The sequence below is a fragment of the Bradyrhizobium sp. USDA3516 genome, assembly GCF_057651995.1.
Genome location: NZ_JBYGYN010000001.1, coordinates 178,707 through 204,390, shown reverse-complemented (window position 1 = coordinate 204,390; position 25,684 = coordinate 178,707). Strand labels below are relative to the sequence as shown.

Genomic DNA, 25,684 nt, shown 5'->3' with positions numbered 1-25,684 from the left:
CTCAGCCCGGTCAAGGTGAAGACTGCGGACGTGACGGGGCGCCGCCCGCTAGGAGTGGGTGCGCCAGCGGCCGATCGGCCTTCGCGCACCGCATGCGCATTGCGCGTGCGGCAGTCACGGTCCCCTTCGGCATCGTCGCGATGCCTGCGTGCCTGATCTGCAACCGCGTGGGTTGAGCGGCTCGGCGCGCCGACATATCGCTTGATCCATGGATCAGCGGGCGAGCGGCGCCGACGCTCTCACTCAAAAGAACGATGCAGCTCCGGCGATGCTCGGCGTGGCCTGCGGTCTTGCCGCGGCGCTGTTTTGGGCGCTCGGCTTTGCCGCCACGCGCCACGGTCTCAAGGTCGGCTACACGCCGGTCGATCTCCTGATGCATCGCTATGTCTGGTCGGGGATCGCGTTCTTGCCGCTGGTCGCGCGTGCGGGCATCTCCGATCTCTGCGGCATCGGCTGGAGCAGGGGCCTCGTGCTGATGGCGCTCGGCGGCCCCGTGATGTCGCTGATCTCCTACACTGGCTTCCTGTTCGTGCCGCTCGGCCATGGCAGCGTGATCCAGCCCTCGTGCGCGACGCTGGGCGGCCTGCTGCTCGCGGCGGTCGTGCTGAAGGAGCGGATCTCCGCCTCGCGCCTCGCCGGCGCGGTCGTCATCGTCGGCGGCCTCGGCGTGATCGGTGCGGAATCGATCGGGCATATCGGGACCGACGGTGTGCAGGGCGATCTGATCTTCGTGCTCACCGGCTTCATGTTCGCCGGCTTCGGTGCTGCTTTGCGCCGCTGGCGCGTCTCGGCGGTGTCGGCCGCGCTGGTGATCAACGTGCTGTCGCTACTGCTGCTGCCGGTCTACATCGCGAACGTCGGCGTCGCCCATGTTGCGGCGATCGGCGTGACCGAGAACGCCATCCAGGCGCTGGCGCAGGGCGTGCTCGCCGGACCGGCCGCGCTCTATCTCTACGCCGTCTCGGTCCAGCGCCTCGGCGTTGCCCGCGCTGCGGTGTTTCCGGCCTGCGTGCCGGCGCTGACGCTGCTCACCGGCTGGGTGCTGCTCGGCGAGCCGCCGACGATGTTGCAGACGGCAGGGCTCGTCACGGTGCTGTGCGGGTTCTATCTGGCGCAGCGGCAAAGCTAGTGGGCGCTACGCCTTCTTCACGAACTCCGACTTCAGATTCATCGCGCCGATGCCGTCGATCTTGCAGGCGATGTTGTGGCCGTCGCTGGCGTCCTGCAGGCGGATGTTGCGCACCTTGGTGCCGCCCTTGACGACCGAGGACGAGCCCTTGATCTTGAGGTCCTTGATCACGATGACGCTGTCGCCGTCGGCGAGCGCGTTGCCGTTGGCATCGCGCACGCCCGCATCCTGCGCCGTGTCCGCGACCGCGTCCGCCGCGCCGCTCCATTCATGGCCGCATTCCGGGCAGACCCAGAGATCGCGGTCCTGATAGGCGTGCTCGGAATTGCAGGTCGGGCATTTCATCGTGTCGGGCATGACGGGGCTCATCTCGCGCTTCGTTCGCGGCGCGACCGTAGGGGCGGGAACCGGGAAAGCTAGGAAAAGCTGCGAACGACGCGGGCCGAGCGTGATCTGCCGGTGCGATATCACCGAGCGGTGCCTGCCGACGCCAGCGCGGGCGCATGAGGCAACGTCGCCGTCGCACGTTTGAGCTGCATCAACGGCACTGCGCGCGCGGGTCGTATCGTGTCTTCAGGAACGACCGGAGGCCGCGATGGACGACACGCTCAGACGAAAGATCCAGACCTTGCTGGACCAGCACCGCACGATGCGGATCGCGACGCTTCGCGCCGATGGCTGGCCGCAAGTGACGACGGTCGGCTATGCCAACGAAGGTTTCACCATCTACTTCCTCTGCGGCCCCGACAGCCAGAAGGCGCAGAACATCGCGCGGGACGAGCGCGTGTCGCTGGCGATCGACGACGATCCGGCGCAAGTGATGGAGATCACCGGCCTGTCCATGGCGGCGCGGGCGGTGGCCGTGACCGATCCGGCCGAGGCCGAGAAGGCGATCACACTCGTGATGGCGCGCTACCCCGAGCAGAAGGCCATCGGCCTGCCCATGCCGAAGCCGTCCAAGGTGCGGCTGATCCGTCTCACGCCGACGGTGATCTCGCTGCTCGATTATTCCAAGGGTTTCGGCCACACCGACCTTGTGACGTGTTGAGGCGCCTTGGCAAATGTTTTTCGAAAAACAACCCCATGCACAGTAGCCATCCCCATGGAATCGTGGGGCTTTGGCTTTGATTCGGAAATCCCGACGAAAATTTGACCCGTCGGGCAAAACAATGGCATGATGCTATTGTGGCGCTCGTCCGATGGCGGGGTGCTTCCCGATAGAAGCGGCTGGAACGCAGTCGGGTGCGGCACCATCCCGGATTACGCTGGCGCGCCATCCGCGCTACGCTCGCTCCGCAACGTGCGACGAGCCCCTCATGACCTTCCTCCTCAACATCGACGTTCCCGACGCGGCGAAAGCCACGACGTTCTACACCGAAGCGTTTGGCCTGACCGTCGGCCGCCGCTTCGGCGCCGACTTCGTCGAGCTCAACGGCTGGCCCGCGCCGGTGTATCTCCTGACCAAGCCGGCCGGCACGATCGGCGCCGGCGGCGACCGCCGCCGCTATGAGCGGCACTGGACGCCGGTGCATATCGACGTCGTCGTCGACGATGTCGACGCCGCCGTCGCGCGTGCGCTCGCCGCGGGTGCGATCCTCGAGGCAGCCGCGCGCGATGCGCCCTATGGGCGGATCGCGATGCTGGCCGATCCGTTCGGGCACGGTTTTTGTCTATTGGCGTTCAGCGCACAAGGGTATGACGCGTTGCTGGGAAGCTCGTAGTCCGGCCTACATCGCAGGCAGTCGGCGGGCAACAATCGTGGCGAGATGGCAAAGAAACTGAAGACATACCAGACCTCGCTCGGCTTCCACGATCAGGCGATCGCCGCGCCCTCGATGAAGGCGGCGCTTGCCGCCTGGGGCGCCAGCTCCAATCTGTTCCATCAGGGTGTCGCCAGGGAGACCGACGATCCCGATGTCGTCGCCGCCACCATGGCGAAGCCGGGCGTGGTGCTGAGGCGGCCGGTCGGCTCGGACGGCCCGTTCACCGAGAGCGCGGAGCTGCCGACCGATCTCGGCGAGGGCGAGACCAAGACTACAGGCAAGACCAGGTCCAAAAGCAAGACGAGGTCAAAGAAGCGTCCCGCCAAGACGGCCCGGAATGCATCCCGCGAGATCGATGATGCGGCCGCCCGCAAGGCCGCCGCAGCTTTCGAGAAGGAGGAGCGACGCCGCGAGGCAGCGCGTGCCAAGGAGGAGGCCGCCCGCGCCAAGGAACGTGCGCGCCGCGACAAGGCGGTTGCCGCGGCGGAAGCCGCGCTCGACAAGGCAAGACGCGAGCACGACGCGAAGGCCGGGGCGATCGAAGCCGAGCGGGCCGCGCTGGAGGCGCGCGCCGAAGCCGAGCAGGAGCGCTGGGACAAGCAGAGGAAGAAGCTGGATCAGGCCGTGCGCCGCGCGCGCGAGTGAGAGGTACGCCGATAGCCGAAAGTTCTGTTGCGCATCCAGACCACTCTTGCGTCATATTCGCCGTCATTGCGAGGAGCTCTTGCCGACGAAGCAATCCAGACTGCCGCCGGGGTGACAGTCTGGATTGCTTCGCTTCGCTCGCAATGACGGCGGAGGCAGCGGTGCAAAAAATCGGCAGCGTCCATCTCCAGACCTCGCGCGAAATTTGCTTGCCTCGCCTGGCATCCTTTTGCACTCTCCGCGCGAAGGAGACCAACGCATGACAAAGATGACCGCCGCCTGCGCCCTCGGAACCGCCCTGGTGCTGAGCAGCCTCGCAATCTCGGATGCCGAAGCCCGGACGCGGAGAGCCGTCGTCGTTCGCGCGCCGCAAGAGCGGCTCGTCGTCACCGCGCCGGTGCTGAGGCCGACGCCGTGGGATTACAACATCGTGCCACGCTATCGCTATCGCCCCGAGGACGACCGGGTCGATCCCTACGGGCCGCCCCTGGTGCCGTCATACGTGCGCTATGAGGGATGGCGCTGGCCGTATTGGTGGTGAAGGCGACCGACGCCGAGCTGCTCGGCGCACGAGGTCTGTGGGCTGGGCAGATGCACGACGTGCATCCGCTCGTCACGATTACTGCTCTATCGGCGGAGAAGCGAAAGGGGTAGGCCCGTGCTCCTACGGCCGCCCGGGTCCTTGCCTCTGATAACCAGGGGTTGTACGCTGCACTGCAGAAAAGTGCATTGGCATAAATGGGATCGGCTGGAATGAGCGTGGTTGAGAGCGTGGCGTCCGAGCAGCTTTCGGAGCCGAAGATGCCGCCGGGCGTGCTGACCGAAGGTCCGGTGGTCGACGCCAAGTTTCGCGATTCCTACATCTCCTTCGCGCTCATGATCGGCGGCTCGATCGGCGCGCTGGTCTGGGCGTTCTGGCAGGGCATCGGTTGGGTCGAAGTGTCGGTCTTCGCCGGCACGTTCATCATGTCGACGATCGGCATCGGCTTCATGCATCGCTACTTCGTGCACCGCAGCTTCCGCTGCGGTCCGGTGATGCGGACGATCTTCGCCGCGCTCGCGACCATGGCGGTGCAGGGCTCGATCCTGAAATGGGTCAGCAACCACCGGCGGCACCATCTGCACTCCGACCGGCCCGGCGACGTCCACAGCCCCTATTACGACGGCGGCGGTCATCCCTACACCAGCTTCGCCAAGGGCATGTCGCATGCGCAAGGCGGCTGGGTGTGGGACCGCGAGACCACCGACGCCAGCTACTACGCCAAGGACATCCTGGCCGACCCGATCGCGATGTTCTTCACCAGGACGCGCTGGTACTGGTACGCGCTGTCGGCGCTGATCATTCCGGGCGCCATCGGCTACGCCTTTGGCGGCGTGCACACGATGATCGGCTGCATTCTGTTCTCCGGCCTGTTCCGCAGCTACCTCATGACGATGGCGACGTCACTGGTGAACTCGGTCTGCCACAGCGACGGCCGCTGGGGCTACCGCCGCTTCGAGACCCATGACGGCACCACCAACGAGCTGGTGACCACGCTGCTGACGTTCGGCGAGGGGCTGCACAACAACCATCACCGCTTTCCGCGCGATGCGTATCTGTCGCACGCCTGGTACGAGGTGGACATCAACGGACTGATCATTCTGGGGCTGGGAAAGCTCGGGCTGGTGCATGATGTTTTTGCGGCCAGCGATGCCGGCCGTGATCGTGTGGCGGATGCAGGGCCGGGCGACCCTGCGCCGGCCGCCGTCGGGAATGCCTTCGACAGAGTCGCCAACGACATTCGCTCTCCCGGAACGTAATCGTGACCGGCATGGCTCGGCGCCGATGCGGATCTCCTCTGCGCGGGCGGTTCGCCGGCCATTGTTTTGTTGCGGTGCTGGTTGCCGTGCCGACGGGAGCGCTCGCGCAATCGACCGATTGCAGCAAGGTCAAGTCGACGACAGTCCCGGTCGAACTCGTTGCCAGGTTCGGGCGCTTCGAACAGACCTATCAGGTCTATAGGGGCCCCGGGCAAACGGCAGTCCTCTGGAGCCGGCAGATCGCGCCAAATGGCATCAACGTCGCCAAGGCGAACACCATCAACGGGTTCGCCGTCGCGACGTCGACGACAACCAATGTCGAGGGCGTTCCGGACCGCGATGGGAAGCTCAGCTACACCGGCATCGCGATCGAGGACCATGATCACCGGAACAGCGTGTCCTTCAAGGTCCTGTGGACGTTCACGTACCCGAACGGTACGACCCAGCAGGCCGAGCAGAGCTTCGACCACACCTTCGTGTCGGCCGGGAGGTGACAGCCGGTTCGTGCAGGCTTGCCGTATACCAAAAGGCCGTCAAGTTAACGGCTGGCGGCCGGACGCAAAACCTCTTTCAAACCTATTTCCCCGAACTCAGAGTGGGCGTCACAAGCCTGACGTCGGAGGTGGCGTTCGTCAGCCTGAGCACCTCGTTCGAGCCGATGCGCATGCTGCGGTAGCCTTCGGTGGGCCGTGCGCGGTCCGCCTAGGTTAACACATTGGTCATTTCTTTGCGGTCATTTTCACGACCTCAGTCAGCAAAGAGGCACCATGTCCGACATCACCATTCCCGGCGGCAAGATCCGTTCCTTCGTCGAGCGGATCGAGAACCTCGACAGTGAAATGCAGGAGTTGAGCGAACAGAAGAAGGAAGTCTTCGCGGAAGCCAAGGGCGAGGGTTTCGACGTCAAGATCCTCAAGGAGATCATCAAGCTGCGCAAGGAAGACAAGAACGAGCGCGACGAGCGCGAAAGCCTGCTCGACCTCTACATCCGCGCGATGGAGACGGCCTCGCCGGAGCAGGCGAAGGCGGCGTGAGACGATCGGGTTGATTGGTGAGCAGAGATGGCCGCGATCGCTGGGATTGCGGCCATCATGCGGTGGCAACCACGAAGAGGTGGAGCGCAGCAGACTCGCCGTCATTCCGCGGCGCGCGTCAGGACAATCGTATTTGAATTTTCAAGAGGTCGTCATGCCCGGGCTTGTCCCGGGCATCCACGTTCTTAGTGTCGCGTAGAAAGACATGGATGGCCGGGACAAGCCCGGCCATGACGACGTCGTTACCCATACCCACATCGCATATGCGATAGCCCTGCCGGGCTCGCGCCCAAGCGGGCGCGCCCCGGAATGACGGCGCGTCTTCGTCGGAACGGCTGCGTGTGAGGAACCAACGCGAAAGCACTCCATTGAGTGGCATCGCCTCACACGCAATGGAGACACGGATGGAACTGTCCGGAAAGAAGATCGCGATCCTCGCCACCCACGGCTTCGAGCAATCGGAACTCGAAATGCCGCGTGATACCCTCAAGGCGGCCGGCGCGACAGTGGAGATCATTTCGCTGCAAGCCGGCGAGATCAAGGGCTGGGACGTGAAGGACTGGGGCCGCCCGGTCAAGGTCGACAAGACCCTCGACCAGGCCGCGCCTGCCGATTATGACGCCCTCGTGTTACCGGGCGGCCAGATCAACCCCGATCTGCTGCGCGTCGAGGCCAAGGCGCTTCAATTCATCAAGAGCGTCTTCGACGCCAAGAAGGTCGTGGCCGCGGTCTGCCATGCGCCCTGGCTGCTGATCGAGACGGGCATCGCGAAGGGCCGCCGGATGACGTCCTACAAATCGATCAAGACCGACGTCGCCAATGCCGGGGCGAAGTGGGAGGATTCGGAGGTGGTCGTCGACCAGGGCCTCATCACCTCGCGCAACCCCGGCGACCTCAAGGCCTTCAGCGCCAAGATCATCGAAGAGGTCAAGGAAGGGCGCCACACGCAGCGTAGCAACGCGGCTTGACCGTGATTGCGGTGACGGTGCAGTCCGGCGCCGTCACCGTAAATTCTGCAGCAATCAATAGCGGTCGCCGCTGCTCTTTTGCTGCGTGATCCAGGCCGACAATGATTTCGGTGCCGATTTCGCAGCCCGGCCCGGCGATGCCTTCGGATTGTCGCGGCCGGCTTTCGCCGGACGGACGCGCGGCGCTTCCGCCTGCCTGATGCCCCTCAAGGCAGAAGCCGATGCCTCCGTGGCCTCCTTCTCAAGACGCAACTGTTTCAATCGCGCCATTTTGAGCCGCTCCGCCTCGACTTCGGGTCGCTCGGCGAGCAGCGGCTTGTGTTGAGCAAGCTCGGCCGTAACAAGGACACCGAGAATGGTCGTCTCGCCGAGCGCCTTGCAGGCCTCGAGCCGATGCAGTCCCTCGACCAGCACGAGGCGGTCTCCGTCGCGCCTGATGGAAATGGGGGTCTGTTGCCCGATGTCCAGAATGCTTTCCGCGATCTCGGCGACAGTGGCGGGATTGAGGGCTTTCTTCTGCTTCGTGGGAACGAAGATGGTCTCGATCGGGAAGCTTTCCGGTTTGGGCATAACGCGACTCCGCTTCTACCGGGGCCGTTGGAACCTATGCCGGTGAGGGTGGGAGTTTAGGAGGGATGGGCTCGATCGCAAAGGCAATTCGGAGAGAGTTGGTAGGATGGGTAGAGCTCTTGCGAAACCCATCAACGGTCATGGTGGAAAGACGGGTTTCGCAAAGGCTCTACCCATCCTACGGGCTGTGCGTTGCATTCAGGTACCATACAGCTTTGCCCCAGTCGGGGTCGTCGTCCATGCGATATTCGAATGCACGGGGATAATCCCTCGTTTCGAGAATTCGGCGCAAGATGGCGTGCGCAGCTTCTGGCGCGCGGACGCGCCACATGATCTCCCTGTTGGCGTCGTGCGTCACGCGGGCGAAGAATGCTGCGTTCTGGTCCGCCTTGAGAAGCAGATCGAGCTTGTCTTCGAATTCGTACAGCAAAGTCTGTTCGTCACAGGATGGTAGCCGATCTTCGATCAATTCCTTGCACTGAACGAGGACAGAGAGATGCCATCGAAACGCCTCTCTTCCTGAAAAGTCTCTCAAGGCGACGTTGACCGTCGTGACACCCGGCAGATTGCGTTGACGAAAGCTGGAAACGGCGTGGGTTTCCTCGGGGATCACGATTGCACCGATGCTCAAGCCCACCCTCTCCAGGTTTCCGTGTCGCCGCTGCTTCGCTGACCCGACACGCTAGGGATCGATTGGCATTACCGCGACAGTATGTAGGATGGGTTGAGCGATAGCAAAACCCATCAATACCCGTCGCGGCATGTGGGTTTTCGCAAGCGCTCAACCCATCCTACGGGCTGATGATCCAAAGAGCGTTCGAGGCAACCCAAACCTCTACGCAAAATTGGCTCGCGCTCTTAAGGAAGCTGGCGTGCCAGGCCCCGATTTCGACGCGACCGAAGCCAGCTCTGTATAGCTCACTGCGCACAATCGTGGAGAGCGGAGCGCACTATCGTTCTGGGATCGTGCTGTCGCAAGACTCTTTTATTCAGGAAAGGCGTCTTTGACGTTGATGAGTCTGGTCGCCAGCTATCAGATCACCTGATGCGATAGTTACAGAAATGACTTGTGCGCTGCGATCAAACTAAAAAGAAGGTCGCCTTGTGGAGCGACCTTCTTGTTGCGTCCAATTGTGTTGTTCCTACCGCCTCACGAACACCCCGTCGTGCTGCCGCACGTATCGCACTTCATGCAGGTCCCATTCCGCACCAACGTGAAGTTGCCACACTCGCTGCACATCTCGCCCTCGTAGCCCTTGGCCTTTGCCTCCGCGCGGCGCTCAGCCTTCGTCGGGGCTGCGACCGCGGCGGTGCCGGCCTTGCTCCACTGCAGGGCTTCCAGCTTCTCCGTCGGCGAGAGGTCGTGCTGGACTTCCTGCTTGAGGGCGACGGCGCCTTCGAGGGCGTCGCCGAGGCGGGCGCTGGTGGCGTGGGCCGCCATCGCCGTGACCTTGCTGCCGCCGCTAGGAGCGCTGTCGTTGCCTTGGCTGATGGCAGCCGAGCCGCCGCGCATCACGACGAGGTTGTCCGTGCGCGAGCGGGTGAGGCCGCGCGAGACCAGCTTGGTGGCGTGGTGGCCGCCGTCCTCCTCCGGCTCCTTGCCTTCCTCGACGCCCTTGCCGAGCGCGTCGAAACCCGTCTCGTTGGGATCGACGTGGGCGAGGTCGAAGCGGCTGAGGTAGCTCACCGCGAGCTCGCGGAAGACGTAGTCGAGGATCGAGGTCGCGTACTTGATGCTGTCGTTGCCCTGCACGGGACCCGCCGGCTCGAAGCGGGTGAAGGTGAAGGCGTCGACATATTCGTCGAGCGGCACGCCGTATTGCAGGCCGAGCGACACCGCGATGGCGAAGTTGTTGATGAAGGAGCGCAGCGCCGCGCCTTCCTTGTGCATGTCGATGAAGATCTCGCCGAGACGGCCGTCATCGTATTCGCCGGTTCGCAAGTAGACCTTGTGGCCGCCGACGACCGCCTTCTGGGTGTAGCCCTTGCGTCGATCAGGCATCTTCTCGCGCTCGCGCATCACGATGATGCGCTCGACCAGCTTCTCGACGACCTTTTCGGCCACGTGCGTGGCGCGCGCCGCCATGGGTTTCTCGTGCAGCAGCTCGACCGCATCGTCCTCGTCCTCATCGTCGCTGATGAGCTGCGAGTTGAGCGGCTGGGAGAGTTTTGAGCCGTCGCGATAGAGCGCGTTGGCTTTCAAGGCGAGCTTCCACGACAGCATGTAGGCGGACTTGCAGTCCTCCACCGTGGCGTCGTTCGGCATATTGATGGTCTTGGAGATCGCGCCCGAGATGAAGGGCTGCGCCGCCGCCATCATGCGGATGTGGCTCTCGACCGAGAGGTAGCGCTTGCCGATCTTGCCGCAAGGGTTGGCGCAGTCGAACACCGGATAGTGCTCGGCCTTGAGGTGCGGGGCGCCTTCCACCGTCATCGCGCCGCAGATGTGGACGTTGGCCGCCTCGATCTCGCGCTTGGTGAAGCCGACGGCCTGGAGCAGGTCGAAGCCGGGAGCCGCAATGGCTTCGGCGCCGATGCCGAGCTGGTCGCGGATGAAGTCCTCGCCGAAGGTCCACTTGTTGAAGGCGAACTTGATGTCGAAGGCGGTCGGCAGCGCCTTCTCGACCTTGGCAATGGCTTCATCGGTGAAGCCCTTGGCCTTCAGGGTCGAGGCGTTGATGCCGGGCGCATTGGAGAGCGAGCCGTGGCCGACGGCGTAGGCCTCGATCTCGGCGATCTCGCTCTCGCGATAGCCGAGCGCGCGCAGCGCGGCGGGGACCGCGCGGTTGATGATCTTGAAGTAGCCGCCGCCGGCGAGCTTCTTGAACTTCACCAGCGCAAAGTCCGGCTCGATGCCGGTGGTGTCGCAATCCATAACGAGGCCGATCGTGCCGGTCGGCGCGATGACGGTGGTCTGGGCGTTGCGATAGCCGTGCTTCTCGCCGAGCTCGAGCGCCGCATCCCAGGCCGCCTGGGCATGGCTGACGAGGTCGGCTTGCGGGCAGGAGACGAGGTCGAGCGGCACCGGGTTGACGCTGAGCGCCTCGTAGCCGTTGGACTGGCCGTGCGCCGCGCGGCGGTGGTTGCGGATGACGCGCAGCATGTGCGCGGCGTTCTTCTTGTAGCCGGGGAAGGTGCCGAGCTCGGCGGCCATTTCCGCGGAGGTCTTGTAAGTGACGCCGGTCATGATCGCGGTCAGCGCGCCGGCGATGGCACGGCCTTCCTTGGAGTCATAGGGCAGGCCCATGGTCATCAGCAGGCCGCCGATATTGGCGTAGCCGAGGCCGAGCGTGCGGAACTCGTAGGAGAGCTCGGCGATCGCCTTCGACGGGAACTGCGCCATCATGACGGAGATTTCCAGCACGACGGTCCAGAGCCGGCAGAGGTGCTCGTAGCCTTCGACGTCGAAGCGCTTGGTGTCGGTGTTGTAGAACGTCAGCAGGTTCGCGGAAGCAAGGTTGCACGCCGTGTCGTCCAGGAACATGTATTCCGAGCACGGATTGGACGCGCGGATGTCGCCGGACGCCTTGCAGGTGTGCCAGTCGTTCATCGTGGTGTTGAAGTGCAGGCCGGGATCGGCCGAGGCCCAGGCGGCGTAGCCGATTTTTTCCCAGAGGTCGCGCGCCTTCAGCGTCTTGGTGATCTTCTTCGTCGTGCGTCCGACGAGATTCCAGTCGCCGTCGGTCTCGACGGCGCGGAGGAAGTCGTCCTTCAGCGAGACCGAGTTGTTGGAGTTCTGGCCGGAGACCGTGAGATAGGCTTCGCTGTCCCAGTCGGTGTCGTAGGTCTCGAACTGGATGTCCTTGTAGCCCTGCTTGGCGAACTGGATGACGCGCTTGATGTAATTGTCAGGCACGAGGCTGCGACGCGCGAGCTTGATCTCGCGGCGGAGCGCCGGGTTCTTCTCGGGGTCGAAGCAATCGTCGCCCGAGCCTTCGCAGTTGACGCAGGCCTTCAGCACCGCCTTGAGGTGCTTCTGGTTGATCTTGGAGCCCGTGACGAGGGCGGCGACCTTCTGCTCCTCCTTCACCTTCCAGTCGATATAGGTCTCGATGTCGGGGTGATCGACGTCGACCACGACCATCTTGGCGGCGCGGCGCGTGGTGCCGCCCGACTTGATCGCGCCCGCGGCGCGGTCGCCGATCTTGAGAAAGCTCATCAGGCCCGAGGAGCGGCCGCCGCCGGAGAGCTTTTCGCCTTCGCCGCGCAGGCGCGAGAAGTTGGAGCCGGTGCCGGAGCCGTACTTGAACAGGCGGGCCTCGCGGACCCAGAGGTCCATGATGCCGCCCTCGTTGACGAGGTCGTCACCGACGCCCTGGATGAAACAGGCATGCGGCTGCGGGTGCTCGTAGGCCGACTTGGACTTGGTCAGCTTGCCGGTGAAGGGATCGACGTAATAATGGCCCTGGCCGGGGCCGTCGATGCCGTAGGCCCAATGCAGGCCGGTGTTGAACCATTGCGGCGAGTTCGGCGCGACCATCTGCATGGCGAGCATGTAGCGGAGCTCGTCATAGAAGGCCTGGGCGTCCTCGTCGGTGGAGAAGTACTTGCCCTTCCAGCCCCAATAGGTCCAGCAGCCGGCGAGGCGGTCGAACACCTGTTTTGCGCTGAGCTCGCTGACGTAGCGCTCCTTCTCAGGGAGAGCATTGAGCGCGTCGGTGTCGGGCACGGAGCGCCACAGGAAGGAGGGGACGGATTCCTCTTCGACCTTCTTCAGGCGCGCGGCAACGCCGGCTTTGCGGAAATACTTCTGGGCGAGCACGTCGGAAGCGACCTGCGACCACTCGCTCGGCACCTCGACGTTCTCGAGCTTGAACACGACCGAGCCGTCGGGATTGCGAATCTCCGACGTGGTCAGGCGGAAATCGATTCCCGCATAAGGTGACTGTCCTACCGTGGTGTGGCGCCGCTCAATCCGCATCGTCTTGCCCCGTCCTTTTCTTTGACCGGTCCCGCCCCTCGTTGTGGGCGTGCCGGGTCGTCATTGCATCTCGCGGGCCTTCAGCCTTACGGCCTCGGGGCACCGCAGTTCAGCCGGTGGATCCGGCCCTGTTTTTTCCCGGCGCGAGCCCGATGCGTCGCATCGATCGTCCCGCCGGCATGTCCACACCCATCCGCCCCCAAGGGGATGTCTGCGACATGCGTTCAACGCCCCACAACGTCACTTCGTCATCGATGCCATCCGGGCCTGTTGCCGGCCCGTTCTGGCGCCCCGAAGAGCCTCTCATTCCGAGGGCAGACACGCCCTCATTCCGCAGCCTTTGGCCGGCTGGCGGAGATAAGATTTGCGAGACCCTTTGGGGGAGTGCCGGCGGGACGCAAACTCACTCGCGCCGAACGGACCGAAAGCTAGGACTCTCCGTTGCGCCCGTCAAGAACTAGTGCGAGTTCCTGAATCAAATACTAAATATGGTGGATTGTGGGGGATAACAGGGGTCTTCGCCGCGCCTGTCGTGGAGCCAAGTATCAGTGAGTCCTCAGGGATTCCCAACTGAAAAAATTTGCATGCCGTGATGATGCGGAGCTTCATCCCGCTGTTCACAGGCCAGGTATATTTTTGAGCAATGGGATTGCGTCAGCAGGACTCACGTAGCCCTACGGAAGGTGAGGGCAGGCATGCCCGCCAAAGCGGTGGTGGCACCGGCGAATCCGGTCCAAGCTGGCCCTCTATTTTGCCGGACTAGCCGACATGCTTGATTCGACGACGCCGGGCGTGCGGCCGCGCATCGCCCCGGCCGGCCTGATGTTCCTTGCGATCACCTCGATCGGCTGGGGCTTCAACTGGCCGGTGACGAAGTTCCTGCTCGCCGAGCTGCCGCCTTTGACGCTGCGCGGGGTCACAGGCATGCTCGGCGCGCTGCTGCTGGCGCTGCTTGCGGTGACCCGCCGGCAAAGCCTGCGCGTTCCCGGCGCGGTCTGGCCGCGCCTGCTCACTGCAGCGGCGCTCAACGTCACCGGCTGGATGGTGCTGATGGGCCTTGCGCTGCTCTGGCTGCCGGCGAGCGAGGCGGCGCTGATCGCCTATACGATGCCGGTCTGGGCCTCGATCATCGCCTGGCCGGTGCTGGGGGAGCGGCCGACGGTGCTGCGCACGCTCGCCCTGGTGCTGGCCTTCGCGGGGCTCGGCTCGATCATGGGCGGCAATGGCATTGCCGACAGCACGGAGAAAGCGCCTGGAATCATCATGGTGCTCGTCGGCGCGTTCGGCTTTGCCCTCGGCACCGTGCTCTCGAAGAAGTACCCGATTCACCTGCCGCCGCTCACGGCGGCGGCCTGGCAGATCGGGATCGGCTGCCTGCCGATCTCGATCGTCGGCCTGCTGATCGAGACCACGGATCTGGGAAAAGTGACGCCGCTCGGCTGGTGGCTGCTGGTCTATTCTGTCGTCGGGCAGTTCTGCATCGCCTATGTCAGCTGGTTCGCAGCGCTGGCGCGCCTGCCGGCCTCGGTCGCCGCGATCGGCACCATGGCGGTGCCGGTGATCGGCGTCGTGGCCTCGGCGGTCGCGTTGGGCGAGCCGCTCGGGGCAGGGCAGATCGCGGGGCTGATCTTCACGCTGGCGGCGGTGGTGATGGCGACGCGCTAGCCGTCCGGACGCCGGGGTATCAGTGGTCCTGGGCCTCTTTCTCTCGCATCCGTCGTGCCGAGCCCGGCGGTTTCGACGGAAGGTCAGCAGGTGCGACGGCAAAGACCTCGAGAGCCCGGTCGTAGCCTTTGATAGTCCGCTGTCCCAGCGATGCCATCGGCACGCTACCCCTGACCCTTCCAGCGATCGTGGGATCAGCCAGGATCTGCGCGTCCTTTGCGAGATTGCAGAGCCGCGACGCGAGATTCACCACGGCTCCCATCGCCGTGTAGTCCAGCCGACCATTATAACCAACGGTTCCTACCGTTGCCGGTCCCATGGCAACGCCCACACCAAAGCCGATCGCGTGGCCGGCGTCACACCATTTGCCGGCAAGGGACTGCACCGTCGTTTGCAGGTCGATCGCGAGCCGGACGGCTTGAGTTGCCGGCTGTTCGCATGCGACCGGGGCATTGACCAGGAGCATGACTCCGTCGCCATCAAAGCCGATGAGCGTTGCCTCGTGACGAGTGGTCACGGCGCCGACGGCCTCGTAGTACTCTCGCATGACGGCCAAGATGACATCGGGTTCATTGCGCGTGGAGAACGCCGTGAAGCCACGCAAGTCGCCAAAAATGACAGCCACCTCGCGTCGCTGCCCTTCGAGCAGTTCATGAGAATGCTCGACCAACTCGGCGACCTGTGACGGCAGGAACTGCTTCAGCCGTTCGATCCGCGCAGATTTCTGCTGCGAGATCGCCAGTTCAGAAGCCATTTCATTGAAGCGCAACGCCAGCTGCTGCAACTCGTCACCGCTTAAGATTTTGATGCGATGCTCGAATTGTCCGGTTCTGATCCGCTCCACGCCCTCTTCCAGTTGCTTGATCGGACCGGACATTCTGTGCGCGCGCCAATAGGCGAGCGCCAGCGCGACAAGAACACCGAAGGCAATGAGGATCGACGATCGCCACAACGCCGCGCGAATTGATGCAAAGGCTTCCGAGGTCGGCAGCATCGCGATCACCGTCCATCCCACATCGGCGGCCTGAACGGAAAGCGCCACCACCGGGTTGCCTTGGTCCCCGGTTATCACCGCCCCTCCACTCGCCGCGCCAACGAGATGCTTGATCCGGCCGAAACTGCCCGAGCTGGCGCGACCGCGCAGAACCAGACTGATATCGGGATGTGCGATCAGATGACCGGAGTTATCGACAACAATGGCGTAGCCGGTCTCGCCAATTCTGATGGCTGCGATGACATCCCAGATCAGCTTCAGATTGACCTCGGCGATCGCAACCCCCGCTTCCGGCAGGCTCCCGGCAACCGCGATCCTCATGTAGGGCTCTGAATCTCGCTGGTACTGAACCGGTCCGTACCAGACTTTGTTGGCGCGAGCGCCCAGAACAGCGGGATCTGCAGACATATCAATGCCGCGTCCGGTCCTGTTCAGATGCAGCCTGGAGACAAAGACCCGTTCGGTGCCGGTCTCATCCAGGAGCGAAACCGAAACGATAGCAGGCACCTGCTGGAGGAGACGCAAGGCATCGATCTTATGTTGCGCATCGCCTCCGGCAGCCCAGGGAAGCTGCACCATCCAACCCAGCTGATCTCGGATGCCTTCGCTGAACGCCTCGATCCTGTCGGACGCCGCGCGAGCATCGGCCTGCAGCACCGCGCTGATCTGGCGGCGCTGGTCTCGGTAGCCGAAAGAAGCCTCGACGGCCGCGCCGAGTATCAGAGGCACGACCGCAGCGACAAACAACGTCGCGAAGTACTTGCAGAACAGCGAGCGACGCTGAGGCATCTTGCAAGAAGAGGACTGCGCAGCAGCGTCCGTCATTGATTAATCTCAGGAGATCACCTTGCTGGCGCGAAACAGGATCGACGACACATCAAGGTCGATGCCCACGAGCCTGGCTGTCTTCAGATTGACCGCCAGTTCAAACTTGTCGGGACGCATCACGGGAAGATCTGACGGATCTTCACCGCGCAAGATGCGATCGGCATAAGTGGCAAGCCGAAAATAGGTCGTGCGCTGGTTTGCGCCGTAGCTCAAGAGACCTCCAGCGTCACAATATTCAGACCAGCCAAACATCGAAGGCAGCCGGCGCGCGATTGCAAGCTCCGTAATCTTCGCGCGATGCACCAGCGTCACAGCATCGGGAAACACGAGGAGAGCTTCTGCGTCCACCTTGCCGGCAGCCATCAACCCATTCTCGATTTCGCGAGCGCCAGAGAACGGAACGTAGGTTGCCTCAATGCCGAGATTTCGGCACGACTCCAAGGTCGCGCGCCATTCCAGTGGCTCTCCCGGATGATCCGTGTTCGAGAAGACCGCCAGTTTTCGCAGCTTTGGATAGATGTCCTTGAGCAGCTCAACGCGCTTTCCTGCCAGCTCGAGTGACAGGAATGTGCTGCCGGTGAAATTGGTGCCGGGGTGAGAAAGGCTCTTCACCACACCCAAAGCGACGGGGTCACCGCTCAATGCAAACAGCACGGGGACGTCGGTGACCGCAGTCATGGCGCGTGTCGCCGGACCGCTCGAGACCACGAGGTCGATATCCCCTAGCTGCAACTCGGAGACGATCTTGCGCAGTGCCTGCGGATTTCCAGGAGCATAATGCGTCTCGAAGGTTACGTTCCTGCCCTCGACGTATCCCAGCGCGCGCATTCCCTCGCGAAAGCCGTCCAGGAAGGGATCCGGTTCGGACTCAGTCGAGACCCAGAAGATACGATGCAGCTTGGTTCCGCCCTGCGCCCGTGCGATCGCAGGCCAGGCCAGTCCTCCACCGATCAACAAGATGAACTCTCGTCTTTTCATGCGAGCACCTGTCGAAGCTGCGCCGGCAGTTCCGGCCGCAGACCAAGATCCTAGCTGTGCATCTGGTGACTGCGCTTGGTATCGCGCTCCGCAAGCAGACTCTCGCGACACCGACTCCAACATTTGTCGCCGAGAACATGCTCAGAGACTGGTCTGGTGAGACATTTGTCCTTGAGGTGGGCTTGATTTTTGCTTGAGACTGACCTGATCAAGATCAAAACGGCCTTATTCCCGGCATTGCGCGGTGTCGGAACACCTCCGGCGCGGATGCGGGCGAGCTACGGCGTCTCACAAGGACAACCGGAACTCACGTCCGGAGCCAGTGTCCTCGACCTCCTATATGGTGTGACTGCAGCATATATGGTGTGATTGCAGCGCGCCTTCGGCAGGTTACGCGCTAGCTCGGCGCCATCCCGCCGCCGTTCAGCGCCTTGCGGATCATCTCGGCGAGCTGGTTTCTCCGATAGGGCTTCGTCAGCAGCAGCACGCCGTCATCGAGCTTGCCGTGATGGACGATGGCGTTGTCGGTGTAGCCGGAGGTGTAGAGCACCTTCACGCCGGGCCGGCGCCTTGCCACCTCTTCGGCGAGCTCGCGGCCGCTCATGCCGCCGGGGATGACGACGTCGGTGAACAGCAGGTCGAAGCTCTGCCCGGCCTCGATCAGGTCCAGCGCGGCCTTGCCGTCCGGCGCGGCGACCGTCTTGTAGCCGAGGCTCTGGAGCTGCGTGGTGACGAAGTTGCGGACCAGCGGATCGTCCTCGACCACGAAAATGGTCTCGGCGCCGCCTTCGGCCGTCGGCATGACGCTGGTCGCGATGTCCGCTGCGCCTTCGCCCGGCGGCAGATAGAGCTTGATCGTGGTGCCGTGGCCTTCCTCGCTGTAGATCTTGATGTGGCCGCCGGACTGCTTGACGAAGCCGTAGACCATGGAGAGGCCGAGGCCGGATCCCTTGCCGACCTCCTTGGTGGTGAAGAAGGGCTCGAACGCCTTCTGCTGCACCTCGGGGGGCATGCCGGTGCCGGTGTCGCTGACCGCAAGCATGACGTAAGGCCCGGGCGTCACGTCCGCATTGGCCTGCGCATAGGCTTCGTCGAGTACGACGCGGTGCGTCTCCAGCAATAGCTTGCCGCCGCCCGGCATGGCGTCGCGGGCGTTGATCGCCATGTTGAGCACGGCGTTGGTGAGCCTGGACGGATCGATGTGCGTCGTCATCGGCCCCTGTTCCAGCACGGTCTCGATCTGGATCTGCTCGCCGAGGGTGGGGCGCAGGAGCTTGGCGATGTCCGAGATCGCGGTGTTGATGTCGACGTTGCGCGGCTCGAGGGGCTGGCGGCGCGCGAACGCCAGGAGGTGCTGGATCAGCTCGGCGCAGCGCTCGGCGGCATCGTCGATCAGGCGCGCGGTGCGCTGCAGCTCGGGCTGGTCCTTCAATCTCTCCACCAGCGTCTCGGTGTTGCCGGAGATGACGGTGAGCATGTTGTTGAAGTCGTGGGCGACGCCGCCGGTCAGCTTGCCGATCGCATCCAGCTTCTGCGACTGGTGCAGCTGCCGCTCGGTCTCGCGCGAGGTCGTGGCGTCGTGATAGACCAGCACCGCGCCGGAAACGTTGCCTTGGCCGTCCCGCATCGGCCGGCCGCTGACCATGAGCTGGCGCGGCGGGTTGCCGCTGTGCGGGCGGACGATCATCTCCAGCTCTTCGAACTGCTCGCCGCGCAGCACGCGGGTCGACGGCAGCTCGTCGGCCGAAAGCGGGGTGACGCCGTCGCCGTGAAACACATCTGACAGCGCGCGCAGATTGCCGACGTTCATGCCGGTACGATGCAGCAGCATGCGCTCGGCGGCCGGATTGGACAGCAGCACGTTGCCCTCGACGTCGATGACCAGCACCGCCTCCGCCATGCTGCGAAACGTGCTCTGAAGCACGTTGACCGACAGGCGCAATTCGTCATGCGCGGCGACGAGGTGCTCGGTGCGTTCGGCCACCGCCGCCTCGAGCGCCGCCTTGGCGGCTTGGGTTTGCACCAGCGAATGCTGGAGCTCACCCGTGGTGCGGCGGCTTTCGCGCATTACCAATGCGACCAGGAGCAGGATCAGCACGGCGCCGGCGACGTCGATGCCGAGCAGCACGATGCCGGTGCGGCGTGAATCCTGGGAGCGGGCGGCGAGCAGGCGTTCCTCCTCCGCGCTCAGACGGTCGAGATCCCCCATCACCGTGTCCATGAGGCCGCGGCCCTCGGCCTTGCGGTTGAGGGCGGCAATGCCGGCCTCGTCGTTTGCCGCGCGCAGGCGCATCGCGGTGGCGGCGATCTCGATCCGGCGCAGCGCTAAGGGCTCGGTGCCCTCCAGCAGCGCGACCTGATCGGGAGTGTCGCGCACGTCGCGCTTGAGCTCGGCGAGGGCCGGTGCGATCTTGGCGTGCACCGCCTGGAACTCGTCGCTGAAGCCCTGGCTGCGATAGAGCTCATAACCGCGCGCGGCGCTCTCGGCCCGGCGCAGCAGCACCCGCAGATCGGAGATCTTCTTCTGCACCTGGACGCTGTGGTTCACCGACGCCGCATCGGACCGCGACTTGACGTCGAGGGCGATCGAGGCCGCGGCGATGATCAGGAGGATGGCAAGTCCGGCACCGAGAATGACGCGCTGCGTTGGAATCAAGGGGCTTCTTTCTTGTCCTTCGGCGGCGCGCTCTCGCCGGCGCCGGCAAGGCATTCCCGGATCGTCGTCAGCAGCGCGTCCGGCGTGAACGGCTTGCGCAGGCAGCGCGTTGCGCCGAGTTCCAGCGCCATGCGGAGAAAATCGGGAGAGGGCGAGGCCGACGAGGCGAAGGCGTAGCCCGACATCGCGATCAGCGGCGTGGCAGGGGCGCGCTCGTGAAAGATGCGGATGGATTCGAAGCCGCGCATATGCGGCATGAAGATGTCGACCAGCATGACGTCGAAGGCTTGCGATTCCAGCGCAGCCAGTCCTGTTTCGCCGCCGTCGGTCAACGTGACGTCGAAGCCCTGACGTTGGAGGAGGACCTCGATGGTCGCGCCGACCATCGGATCGTCATCAACCACGAGAATACGCGGCATGACACTTCCCAGAAGATCGAAGTCCCCACTGTGGTTTGTGATATCCGCGAATCGTGGGTCCGGTCAATTTGGGATTGGATCGCGCAGGATATGCACGGTTTGGTGCATAAAGGTCCATTTGCATCGATTTGTATTTATCCGCGAGTGTGATCGAGCCGAAACGGGTGAGGAAGGCGCCGATTGCAAAAAAAAGGCGTCGCATCGCTGCGACGCCTTCCCCTCTCGTCTCCGCGATCTGCTTACGGGCAAGGATGCCGCCGGCCGTCATATCCCAGATAGGTGCCCGAGGCCGGGTCGTAAGATTTGAAGCGCCGCGCGCAAGAGGCGGGGTCGCCGTCGCCATCCTGCACCACGGCAACCGACGGCTCGTCATAGTAGCCGTAGTAGTAGGGATCATCGTAATAGCCGTAGCCGCTGCCGTAATAGGCGTAGGAGCCGAGGCCGCCGATCGCGGCGCCAGCCGCGAAGCCCGGCCAGAAGCCGCCGTGGCGATGGTGGCGGCCGTGCCAGTGACGACCGCTCCAATTGCCACTGCCGCCTTGCCAGTTACCGCCTTGCCAGTTGCCGCGTTGCCAGTTGCCCGCGACTGCAGCGCTGCGGGTTCCGCTGAAGCTCGGCGAGATCGCGGCACGGTCTGCCGCGCCCCCGACGAAACTGCCACCACCCGGACGGACCGTTCCACCGGCTGCGAAATTCCCGCCGCCCGGGCGCATTGCGGCTCCGCCCCCGACACCGCCGCCCTGGAACGCGGCACCGCCGCCGCCCATTCGGGCGCCGCCACCGAAGCCGCCGCCTCCGCCACCGACCGCGGCACCTCCGCCACCGACCGCGGCGCCACCGCCCGCTCCGACCGCGGCGGCACGGCTCTGCTGCGCAAAGCTCGGGCTCGCCAAGGGAAGAACCAACGCCACCGTCGCGGCGGCACTCAACAATTTCAGACTGTTCATGGTAAACTCCTTTCCCGGAAAGCAAACCCTACGAAAGCGCGGGGGTTCCTGGGATCACGCCGGTTTGCGCGCGAAGGGAGCCTTCCGGTCCGGCCGCTGTACCGGGCATGAATGAATCGCGTCCGCTTTGCGGCAGGGCGTGCGCGGCAGGCGGATTTGCGGGGCCACGACGGCGCCTGCCGAACTGGACATTTCGTCCACCGGATGGCATCAGGACCCGACGAAGCAGGGCCCTTGCCGCATGAAACAATTCTTCCTCAAGTTCTTCACCTGGTGGAATGGCCAGACCTTTGGCACCCAGCTCTGGACCAAGCGGTACGGCGAACTGGTCGGGGAGGACGAGCAGGGCAACCGTTACTACCGCACGCGCGGCGGGGCGATCGATCCGGCGCTCGGCTTCGAGCGGCGCTGGGTGATCTATAACGGCTACGCGGAAGCGAGCCGGATTCCGCCGTCCTGGCATGGCTGGATCCATCACGTCGTCGACAAGCCGCCGACTGAGGTCAATTATCAGCCGCGCGAATGGGAAAAGCCGCACCAGCCGAATCTCACCGGCACGGCCAAGGCCTATCGTCCCTCCGGCTCGACGCTCGCCAGCGGCAGGCGTCCCAAGGCGACCGGCGACTATCAGCCCTGGACGCCTGGCTAGCCGTTTCGGCCCAGCCACGAACCTCCATCGTCCGAGGCGGATGCATTTGCATCCGCGCTACGCCGCTGTGGACAACGGGAATAGCGGGGACGCCGCGTGCGCAGGCATTGCCTCGCGGCGAGCGATGCGGCTCAATGATCCCATCTTACGGAGATGGGAGACCATCGCGTTCGGTTCGGGCAACAGTTCGCGACTGTCCCGAGATGCAGCGGCCGCCGAGGAAGGGACTCGATCGGGAGATAGGCCCCCGGTCTGGAAGCTCCGACATCGCCCGATGTGAATGTGCAGCCACCGTGAGACAGGAAAGGCCGCTTGGGAAACCGAGCGGCCTTTTTCTATTGGCGTTGTGTGTCCCGGACGCGGTGCAGCGCGCAGCGCTGCGCCGCTGAGCCGGGACCTAGCAGCGATGGACTCCGCTGATCCATGGGCCCCGGCTCTGCAGCACACCGCTGAAGGAGCGCTGCGCTGCGTTGGGGGCACGAGCGAGCCCGATCCGTTACGCCACCCGCTCAGCTGCGCGCTTCACCGCTTCGAGCCGCCGCGCCTGGTTCTGCGCGCCGCGCTCCCGCAGCAGCGCCAGCACCTCGGCGGGCGCGGTGTCGGGCGATCCTGCATTGAACGGCGGGGCTGGATTGTATTCCATCTGGAGCTGGATCGCTTCGGCCGTGGTGCGATCGACCATGATCGAGACCAGCGTCAGCGCGAAATCGATGCCGGCGGTGACGCCGCCGCCGGTGATGCGGTTGCGATCGACGCAGACGCGGGTCTTGGTCGGCATCGCGCCGAACTGTGCGAGCATCTCCATTGCGCTCCAATGGGTGGCGGCGCGGTAGCCCTTCAGGAGACCGGCCGCGCCGAGGGCCAGCGATCCCGTGCACACCGAGGTGACGTACTTGGCGCCTGCCGCCTGCTTGCGCAGGAATTCGAGCACGTCCTCGTCGTTGAGCAGGTCGTTGGTGCCCTGGCCGCCGGGCACGCAAATGACATCGAGCTGGGGGCAATCCGCAAAGGTCGCGGTCGGCGTCAGCGTCAGCACGGAATCGCTCGGCACCGGCTCGATCCGCTTCCAGATCAGGTGCAGCTTTGCGTCCGGAACCATGGCGAACACCTGCAAGGGGCCGGTGAAGTCGAGCTGGGTGACGCGCGGAAATACCAGGATTCCGATCTGGAGCGGTGACGACATGGGAGCCTCCGACAATGCGCTTGACGTCGGCAGAATGGCATGGTGCCGTCATGTCATAAATGGCATAATTCCCTCGCTTTCGGACATGCGTTACGGGGTGGCCCATGATCGGCATTCTGATCTTTCCGGACTTCCAGCTGCTCGATGCGGCAGGCCCGATCTCGGCGTTCGAGGTCGCAGCGCGCTGCACCGGCCTGGCGCCAGCCATCCGCGTTCTCGCTGCCAAGCCGGGGCCGGTGCGCAGCTCCTCGGGCGTCGAGATGATGGCGCGTGACTTCAAGACCGCGAACGCGATCACGACGCTCGTCGTGGCCGGCGGTATGGGCGTCGCAGAGGCCGCGCGCTGCGAGATCACGCGCGTCTTCGTGCAGCGGCTGGCAAGGCGCGGCGTGCGGGTTGCGAGCGTTTGCTCGGGCGCCTTCGTGCTCGCCGAGGCGGGGCTGCTCGACGGCCGCCGCGCCACCACGCATTGGGCGCGGACGCGCGAGTTCGTCGCACGCTATCCCAAGGTGAAGTTCGAGCCGGACCAGATTTTTACCCGCGACGGTAATGTGTGGACATCCGCAGGTATCACTGCGGGGATCGACCTCGCGCTGGCGATGGTCACCGAGGACCATGGCGAGGAGATCGCGCAAGCGACCGCGCGCCAGCTCGTGCTGTACCATCGCCGCAGCGGCGGCCAGTCGCAATTCTCGTCGCTGCTGGAGCTGAAGGCGCCGAACGGGCGCTTCGGTGCACTGCTATCCTGGGGGCGCGAAAATCTCGATGCGCCGCTGACGGTGGAGGATCTCGCCGATCGCGCCGGCATGAGCGCACGGCATTTTGCCCGCGCCTTTGCCGCCGAGACCGGCACGACGCCGTCCAAGGCGATCGAGCGGCTCAGGCTCGAAGTCGCGCGCGAACGCGTGCAGTCCTCGCGCGAGGCGATCGAGCGCGTGGCGGAGCTGACCGGCTTCCGCGACCCCGAGCGCATGCGGCGCGCCTTCATCCGCGCGTATGGCCAGCCGCCACAGGCGCTGCGGCGCGCGGCGCGGGCGGGGTAGGGGCGCCGGCACGAGCTGGCGCAAGTGCGCCCTGCTCAAGCGGAGTGTGGCGATGCTCACTTATCCGGCTTTTCGCTCACGATGGTGCCGGTTCTGGGATCGGCGTGGAATTCCATCTTCTGGCCGTTCTTGACGCCTTCGCCCTCCCACTGGCCATCGTCGGCTTCAAGCTTGGTGACCTGCGAATAGCCGGACTCCATGACCTTGGCTTTCACTTGTTCCATCGGCATCCAGTCAGGCCCGGGTTGATCGGCCTTCGCTGCCGAGCCCAGGGCAAGCGAGCCGAGAACCAGAATCATGGCGAACTTCATCGCGAACCTCCATGCGGTTGGAAGCTTCAACCGGGGTCCTGAACTGATGTTCCTCCCGTGCGTCGGTGCGACGCGAACGAGCGAACGTCAGTCGTGGTTGCCCCGTCGTCCGCATTTGCGCGCACTATCACCCGTCGCGCGATCGGCATCAGCATGTACGGCGCAAGGTGAATTGGAAACTGCGTCAGCGCGAAATAGAGCCAAGTGCTGGGCGGCAAGGCGCCGGCGGTGGCCGCCAGCATGAGGCCGAGGTTGCGCTGTGATACCATCAGGCCGATGGCAAAGGCGCGCTCGGTGCCGGCGCGGCGAAAGATCAATGCCGTGACCGCGAGCAGGGTGAAATAGACAGCGAAGGCGAGCAGTGCGACGGTGATCGCAAACAGGGGATCGGCGACGAAATCGTGCGCCACCTCGCCCATGACGGCGGATGCGAACACCAGCAGGATGAGGATGTTGAGGCCGTCGATCGGCCGCTTGTGGCGCTGGATCGCCTCGGTGCCGAACAGGCGGCGGATGACGGTCGCGGCTAGCAGCGATGCGGCGAGGATGCCTGATAGCTTCAGGCCGAGCGCGAGCGGCGAGATGCTGAGCATGCCGCCGAGAAACAGGCTCGCGAACAGCGAGGCGGTGAAGGGCACCAGCGCGGTCGCGGTGACCAGCGTGACCAGCGGCAGCGTGGCGTCGAGGCCGATCAGCGCGGCGAGCGCCGGCGCTGCCATCATCGGCGAAGCCATGCCCTGGAGCATCAATGCGAGGAAGAGACCGGGCGCGCTTCTGTCGAGCCCGCTGCCTTGGGCGAGCAGGACGACGATTAGCGGCACACCGATCGTGGTCCAGGCCGTGGCGGCCGCGACCAGCGCCGGCCGGCGCAGATGCCCGTACAGCGCGACGAGATCGACGCGCATGAAGGAGATGCAGAGCAGAAGGAAGATCGCCTCGGTGACATAGGGGCGCAGCAGCGCGCCGAGCGGCGGCACCGCGACCGCGATGAAGGCGATCGCCGCCACCGCGCGCGTGCCCTGGCCGCCGAGCCAGGCGAGGGCACGCAGGGGAGGGGCGAGGACGGCTTCGAGGAGGAAGGGCATCTTCTGTCGGGATTGTCGGTTCGGGGGCATACCCGCCTTCGGCCCCGGGGAGGGGCCCCCACGACTATCCCATCTGGATCCCGGCCTGGCCAGACC

The 25,684-nt window shown here is 64.6% G+C and carries 24 protein-coding genes; 12 read left to right on the top strand and 12 right to left on the bottom strand.

Annotated features, from left to right (window positions below; translation table 11 throughout):
- The first annotated feature begins 208 nt into the window (after window positions 1-208).
- Window positions 209-1,129 (top strand): DMT family transporter, encoded by a 921-nt coding sequence (locus AC24YW_RS01105; RefSeq protein ID WP_487480970.1) that lies wholly within the window; start codon window positions 209-211, stop codon window positions 1,127-1,129.
- Window positions 1,130-1,135: 6 nt separating this feature from the next.
- Here the strand turns inward: AC24YW_RS01105 and AC24YW_RS01100 are convergent, their stop codons facing one another.
- Window positions 1,136-1,486, bottom strand: a complete 351-nt coding sequence (locus AC24YW_RS01100) for a zinc ribbon domain-containing protein YjdM (RefSeq protein ID WP_487480969.1) — start codon at window positions 1,484-1,486, stop codon at window positions 1,136-1,138.
- Between the two features lie 238 nt (window positions 1,487-1,724).
- Between AC24YW_RS01100 and AC24YW_RS01095 the strand changes: the two genes are divergently transcribed.
- From AC24YW_RS01095 to AC24YW_RS01060, 8 genes are all read left to right on the top strand, one after another.
- Window positions 1,725-2,177 (top strand): pyridoxamine 5'-phosphate oxidase family protein, encoded by a 453-nt coding sequence (locus tag AC24YW_RS01095; RefSeq protein WP_487480968.1) that lies wholly within the window; start codon window positions 1,725-1,727, stop codon window positions 2,175-2,177.
- A gap of 268 nt (window positions 2,178-2,445) precedes the next feature.
- A complete protein-coding gene (locus tag AC24YW_RS01090; protein WP_487480967.1) occupies window positions 2,446-2,850 on the top strand; it encodes a VOC family protein in 405 nt (134 codons plus the stop codon).
- Window positions 2,851-2,895: 45 nt separating this feature from the next.
- Window positions 2,896-3,537, top strand: coding sequence for a cell envelope biogenesis protein TolA (locus AC24YW_RS01085; protein WP_487480966.1), 642 nt, complete (start codon window positions 2,896-2,898; stop codon window positions 3,535-3,537).
- Between the two features lie 259 nt (window positions 3,538-3,796).
- A complete protein-coding gene (locus AC24YW_RS01080; RefSeq protein WP_487480965.1) occupies window positions 3,797-4,078 on the top strand; it encodes a hypothetical protein in 282 nt (93 codons plus the stop codon).
- 212 nt (window positions 4,079-4,290) lie between these two features.
- The gene (locus AC24YW_RS01075) at window positions 4,291-5,337 is read left to right on the top strand and encodes an acyl-CoA desaturase (protein WP_487480964.1); all 1,047 of its coding nucleotides are present in this window, start codon (window positions 4,291-4,293) and stop codon (window positions 5,335-5,337) included.
- A 2-nt stretch (window positions 5,338-5,339) separates the two neighbouring features.
- Window positions 5,340-5,831 carry a hypothetical protein gene (locus AC24YW_RS01070; protein ID WP_487480963.1) on the top strand — a complete coding sequence of 164 codons (492 nt, stop codon included), beginning with the start codon at window positions 5,340-5,342 and terminating at the stop codon, window positions 5,829-5,831.
- A gap of 273 nt (window positions 5,832-6,104) precedes the next feature.
- Window positions 6,105-6,371: a DUF2312 domain-containing protein gene (locus AC24YW_RS01065; protein ID WP_487480962.1), complete on the top strand. Its 267-nt coding sequence runs from the start codon at window positions 6,105-6,107 to the stop codon at window positions 6,369-6,371.
- A 404-nt stretch (window positions 6,372-6,775) separates the two neighbouring features.
- On the top strand, window positions 6,776-7,339 hold the full coding sequence (locus AC24YW_RS01060; RefSeq protein WP_487480961.1) for a type 1 glutamine amidotransferase domain-containing protein: 564 nt from the start codon (window positions 6,776-6,778) through the stop codon (window positions 7,337-7,339).
- Between the two features lie 54 nt (window positions 7,340-7,393).
- Here AC24YW_RS01060 and AC24YW_RS01055 read toward each other — a convergent pair whose 3' ends face one another.
- The 3 genes from AC24YW_RS01055 to AC24YW_RS01045 all read right to left on the bottom strand — a co-directional run bounded on the left by AC24YW_RS01055 (window position 7,394) and on the right by AC24YW_RS01045 (window position 12,830).
- Window positions 7,394-7,909: a ParB N-terminal domain-containing protein gene (locus AC24YW_RS01055; protein WP_487480960.1), complete on the bottom strand. Its 516-nt coding sequence runs from the start codon at window positions 7,907-7,909 to the stop codon at window positions 7,394-7,396.
- Window positions 7,910-8,087: 178 nt separating this feature from the next.
- A complete protein-coding gene (locus AC24YW_RS01050; protein ID WP_487480959.1) occupies window positions 8,088-8,540 on the bottom strand; it encodes a DUF695 domain-containing protein in 453 nt (150 codons plus the stop codon).
- Between the two features lie 519 nt (window positions 8,541-9,059).
- Window positions 9,060-12,830, bottom strand: coding sequence for a vitamin B12-dependent ribonucleotide reductase (locus tag AC24YW_RS01045; protein ID WP_487480958.1), 3,771 nt, complete (start codon window positions 12,828-12,830; stop codon window positions 9,060-9,062).
- A 768-nt stretch (window positions 12,831-13,598) separates the two neighbouring features.
- Between AC24YW_RS01045 and AC24YW_RS01040 the strand changes: the two genes are divergently transcribed.
- Window positions 13,599-14,495, top strand: coding sequence for a DMT family transporter (locus AC24YW_RS01040; RefSeq protein WP_487480957.1), 897 nt, complete (start codon window positions 13,599-13,601; stop codon window positions 14,493-14,495).
- 19 nt (window positions 14,496-14,514) lie between these two features.
- On the opposite strand, the gene AC24YW_RS01035 is transcribed toward AC24YW_RS01040, so the two are convergent.
- The 5 genes from AC24YW_RS01035 to AC24YW_RS01015 all read right to left on the bottom strand — a co-directional run bounded on the left by AC24YW_RS01035 (window position 14,515) and on the right by AC24YW_RS01015 (window position 21,317).
- Window positions 14,515-16,314 (bottom strand): cache domain-containing protein, encoded by a 1,800-nt coding sequence (locus AC24YW_RS01035; protein WP_487480956.1) that lies wholly within the window; start codon window positions 16,312-16,314, stop codon window positions 14,515-14,517.
- A 9-nt stretch (window positions 16,315-16,323) separates the two neighbouring features.
- The gene (locus AC24YW_RS01030; protein WP_487480955.1) at window positions 16,324-17,295 is read right to left on the bottom strand and encodes an ABC transporter substrate-binding protein; all 972 of its coding nucleotides are present in this window, start codon (window positions 17,293-17,295) and stop codon (window positions 16,324-16,326) included.
- A 397-nt stretch (window positions 17,296-17,692) separates the two neighbouring features.
- Window positions 17,693-19,951 (bottom strand): CHASE3 domain-containing protein, encoded by a 2,259-nt coding sequence (locus AC24YW_RS01025; protein ID WP_487480954.1) that lies wholly within the window; start codon window positions 19,949-19,951, stop codon window positions 17,693-17,695.
- Window positions 19,948-20,370: a response regulator gene (locus AC24YW_RS01020; protein ID WP_487480953.1), complete on the bottom strand. Its 423-nt coding sequence runs from the start codon at window positions 20,368-20,370 to the stop codon at window positions 19,948-19,950. The genes AC24YW_RS01025 and AC24YW_RS01020 overlap by 4 nt, the downstream gene beginning before the upstream one ends.
- 239 nt (window positions 20,371-20,609) lie before the next feature.
- Window positions 20,610-21,317, bottom strand: a complete 708-nt coding sequence (locus tag AC24YW_RS01015; protein WP_487480952.1) for a BA14K family protein — start codon at window positions 21,315-21,317, stop codon at window positions 20,610-20,612.
- Between the two features lie 241 nt (window positions 21,318-21,558).
- Here AC24YW_RS01015 and AC24YW_RS01010 point away from each other — a divergent pair, with 241 nt between their 5' ends.
- Entirely contained in the window at window positions 21,559-21,966 is a 408-nt protein-coding gene (locus AC24YW_RS01010; RefSeq protein ID WP_487480951.1) for an NADH:ubiquinone oxidoreductase subunit NDUFA12, read from the top strand.
- A 496-nt stretch (window positions 21,967-22,462) separates the two neighbouring features.
- Here the strand turns inward: AC24YW_RS01010 and AC24YW_RS01005 are convergent, their stop codons facing one another.
- Entirely contained in the window at window positions 22,463-23,149 is a 687-nt protein-coding gene (locus tag AC24YW_RS01005) for a DJ-1/PfpI family protein (RefSeq protein ID WP_487480950.1), read from the bottom strand.
- A gap of 104 nt (window positions 23,150-23,253) precedes the next feature.
- Here AC24YW_RS01005 and AC24YW_RS01000 point away from each other — a divergent pair, with 104 nt between their 5' ends.
- On the top strand, window positions 23,254-24,192 hold the full coding sequence (locus tag AC24YW_RS01000) for a GlxA family transcriptional regulator (protein ID WP_487480949.1): 939 nt from the start codon (window positions 23,254-23,256) through the stop codon (window positions 24,190-24,192).
- Between the two features lie 56 nt (window positions 24,193-24,248).
- On the opposite strand, the gene AC24YW_RS00995 is transcribed toward AC24YW_RS01000, so the two are convergent.
- On the bottom strand, window positions 24,249-24,503 hold the full coding sequence (locus AC24YW_RS00995; RefSeq protein ID WP_487480948.1) for a PepSY domain-containing protein: 255 nt from the start codon (window positions 24,501-24,503) through the stop codon (window positions 24,249-24,251).
- A 26-nt stretch (window positions 24,504-24,529) separates the two neighbouring features.
- Complete coding sequence (locus AC24YW_RS00990) at window positions 24,530-25,588, bottom strand: Na+-dependent transporter (protein ID WP_487480947.1); 1,059 nt, start codon at window positions 25,586-25,588, stop codon at window positions 24,530-24,532.
- Between the last annotated feature and the right edge of the window lie 96 nt (window positions 25,589-25,684).

What these genes read in the sequence shown, in the direction of transcription:
- AC24YW_RS01005 (WP_487480950.1), bottom strand. Translation starts at nt 23,149, where the DNA reads ATGTCGTCACCGCTCCAGATCGGAATCCTGGTATTTCCGCGCGTCACC.
- AC24YW_RS01090 (WP_487480967.1), top strand. Translation starts at nt 2,446, where the DNA reads ATGACCTTCCTCCTCAACATCGACGTTCCCGACGCGGCGAAAGCCACG.
- AC24YW_RS01095 (WP_487480968.1), top strand. Translation starts at nt 1,725, where the DNA reads ATGGACGACACGCTCAGACGAAAGATCCAGACCTTGCTGGACCAGCAC.
- AC24YW_RS01075 (WP_487480964.1), top strand. Translation starts at nt 4,291, where the DNA reads ATGAGCGTGGTTGAGAGCGTGGCGTCCGAGCAGCTTTCGGAGCCGAAG.
- AC24YW_RS01040 (WP_487480957.1), top strand. Translation starts at nt 13,599, where the DNA reads ATGCTTGATTCGACGACGCCGGGCGTGCGGCCGCGCATCGCCCCGGCC.
- AC24YW_RS01015 (WP_487480952.1), bottom strand. Translation starts at nt 21,317, where the DNA reads ATGAACAGTCTGAAATTGTTGAGTGCCGCCGCGACGGTGGCGTTGGTT.
- AC24YW_RS01030 (WP_487480955.1), bottom strand. Translation starts at nt 17,295, where the DNA reads ATGAAAAGACGAGAGTTCATCTTGTTGATCGGTGGAGGACTGGCCTGG.
- AC24YW_RS01060 (WP_487480961.1), top strand. Translation starts at nt 6,776, where the DNA reads ATGGAACTGTCCGGAAAGAAGATCGCGATCCTCGCCACCCACGGCTTC.
- AC24YW_RS01085 (WP_487480966.1), top strand. Translation starts at nt 2,896, where the DNA reads ATGGCAAAGAAACTGAAGACATACCAGACCTCGCTCGGCTTCCACGAT.
- AC24YW_RS01045 (WP_487480958.1), bottom strand. Translation starts at nt 12,830, where the DNA reads ATGCGGATTGAGCGGCGCCACACCACGGTAGGACAGTCACCTTATGCG.
- AC24YW_RS01035 (WP_487480956.1), bottom strand. Translation starts at nt 16,314, where the DNA reads ATGACGGACGCTGCTGCGCAGTCCTCTTCTTGCAAGATGCCTCAGCGT.
- AC24YW_RS01000 (WP_487480949.1), top strand. Translation starts at nt 23,254, where the DNA reads ATGATCGGCATTCTGATCTTTCCGGACTTCCAGCTGCTCGATGCGGCA.
- AC24YW_RS00995 (WP_487480948.1), bottom strand. Translation starts at nt 24,503, where the DNA reads ATGAAGTTCGCCATGATTCTGGTTCTCGGCTCGCTTGCCCTGGGCTCG.
- AC24YW_RS01105 (WP_487480970.1), top strand. Translation starts at nt 209, where the DNA reads ATGGATCAGCGGGCGAGCGGCGCCGACGCTCTCACTCAAAAGAACGAT.
- AC24YW_RS01100 (WP_487480969.1), bottom strand. Translation starts at nt 1,486, where the DNA reads ATGCCCGACACGATGAAATGCCCGACCTGCAATTCCGAGCACGCCTAT.
- AC24YW_RS00990 (WP_487480947.1), bottom strand. Translation starts at nt 25,588, where the DNA reads ATGCCCTTCCTCCTCGAAGCCGTCCTCGCCCCTCCCCTGCGTGCCCTC.
- AC24YW_RS01080 (WP_487480965.1), top strand. Translation starts at nt 3,797, where the DNA reads ATGACAAAGATGACCGCCGCCTGCGCCCTCGGAACCGCCCTGGTGCTG.
- AC24YW_RS01065 (WP_487480962.1), top strand. Translation starts at nt 6,105, where the DNA reads ATGTCCGACATCACCATTCCCGGCGGCAAGATCCGTTCCTTCGTCGAG.
- AC24YW_RS01020 (WP_487480953.1), bottom strand. Translation starts at nt 20,370, where the DNA reads ATGCCGCGTATTCTCGTGGTTGATGACGATCCGATGGTCGGCGCGACC.
- AC24YW_RS01055 (WP_487480960.1), bottom strand. Translation starts at nt 7,909, where the DNA reads ATGCCCAAACCGGAAAGCTTCCCGATCGAGACCATCTTCGTTCCCACG.
- AC24YW_RS01010 (WP_487480951.1), top strand. Translation starts at nt 21,559, where the DNA reads ATGAAACAATTCTTCCTCAAGTTCTTCACCTGGTGGAATGGCCAGACC.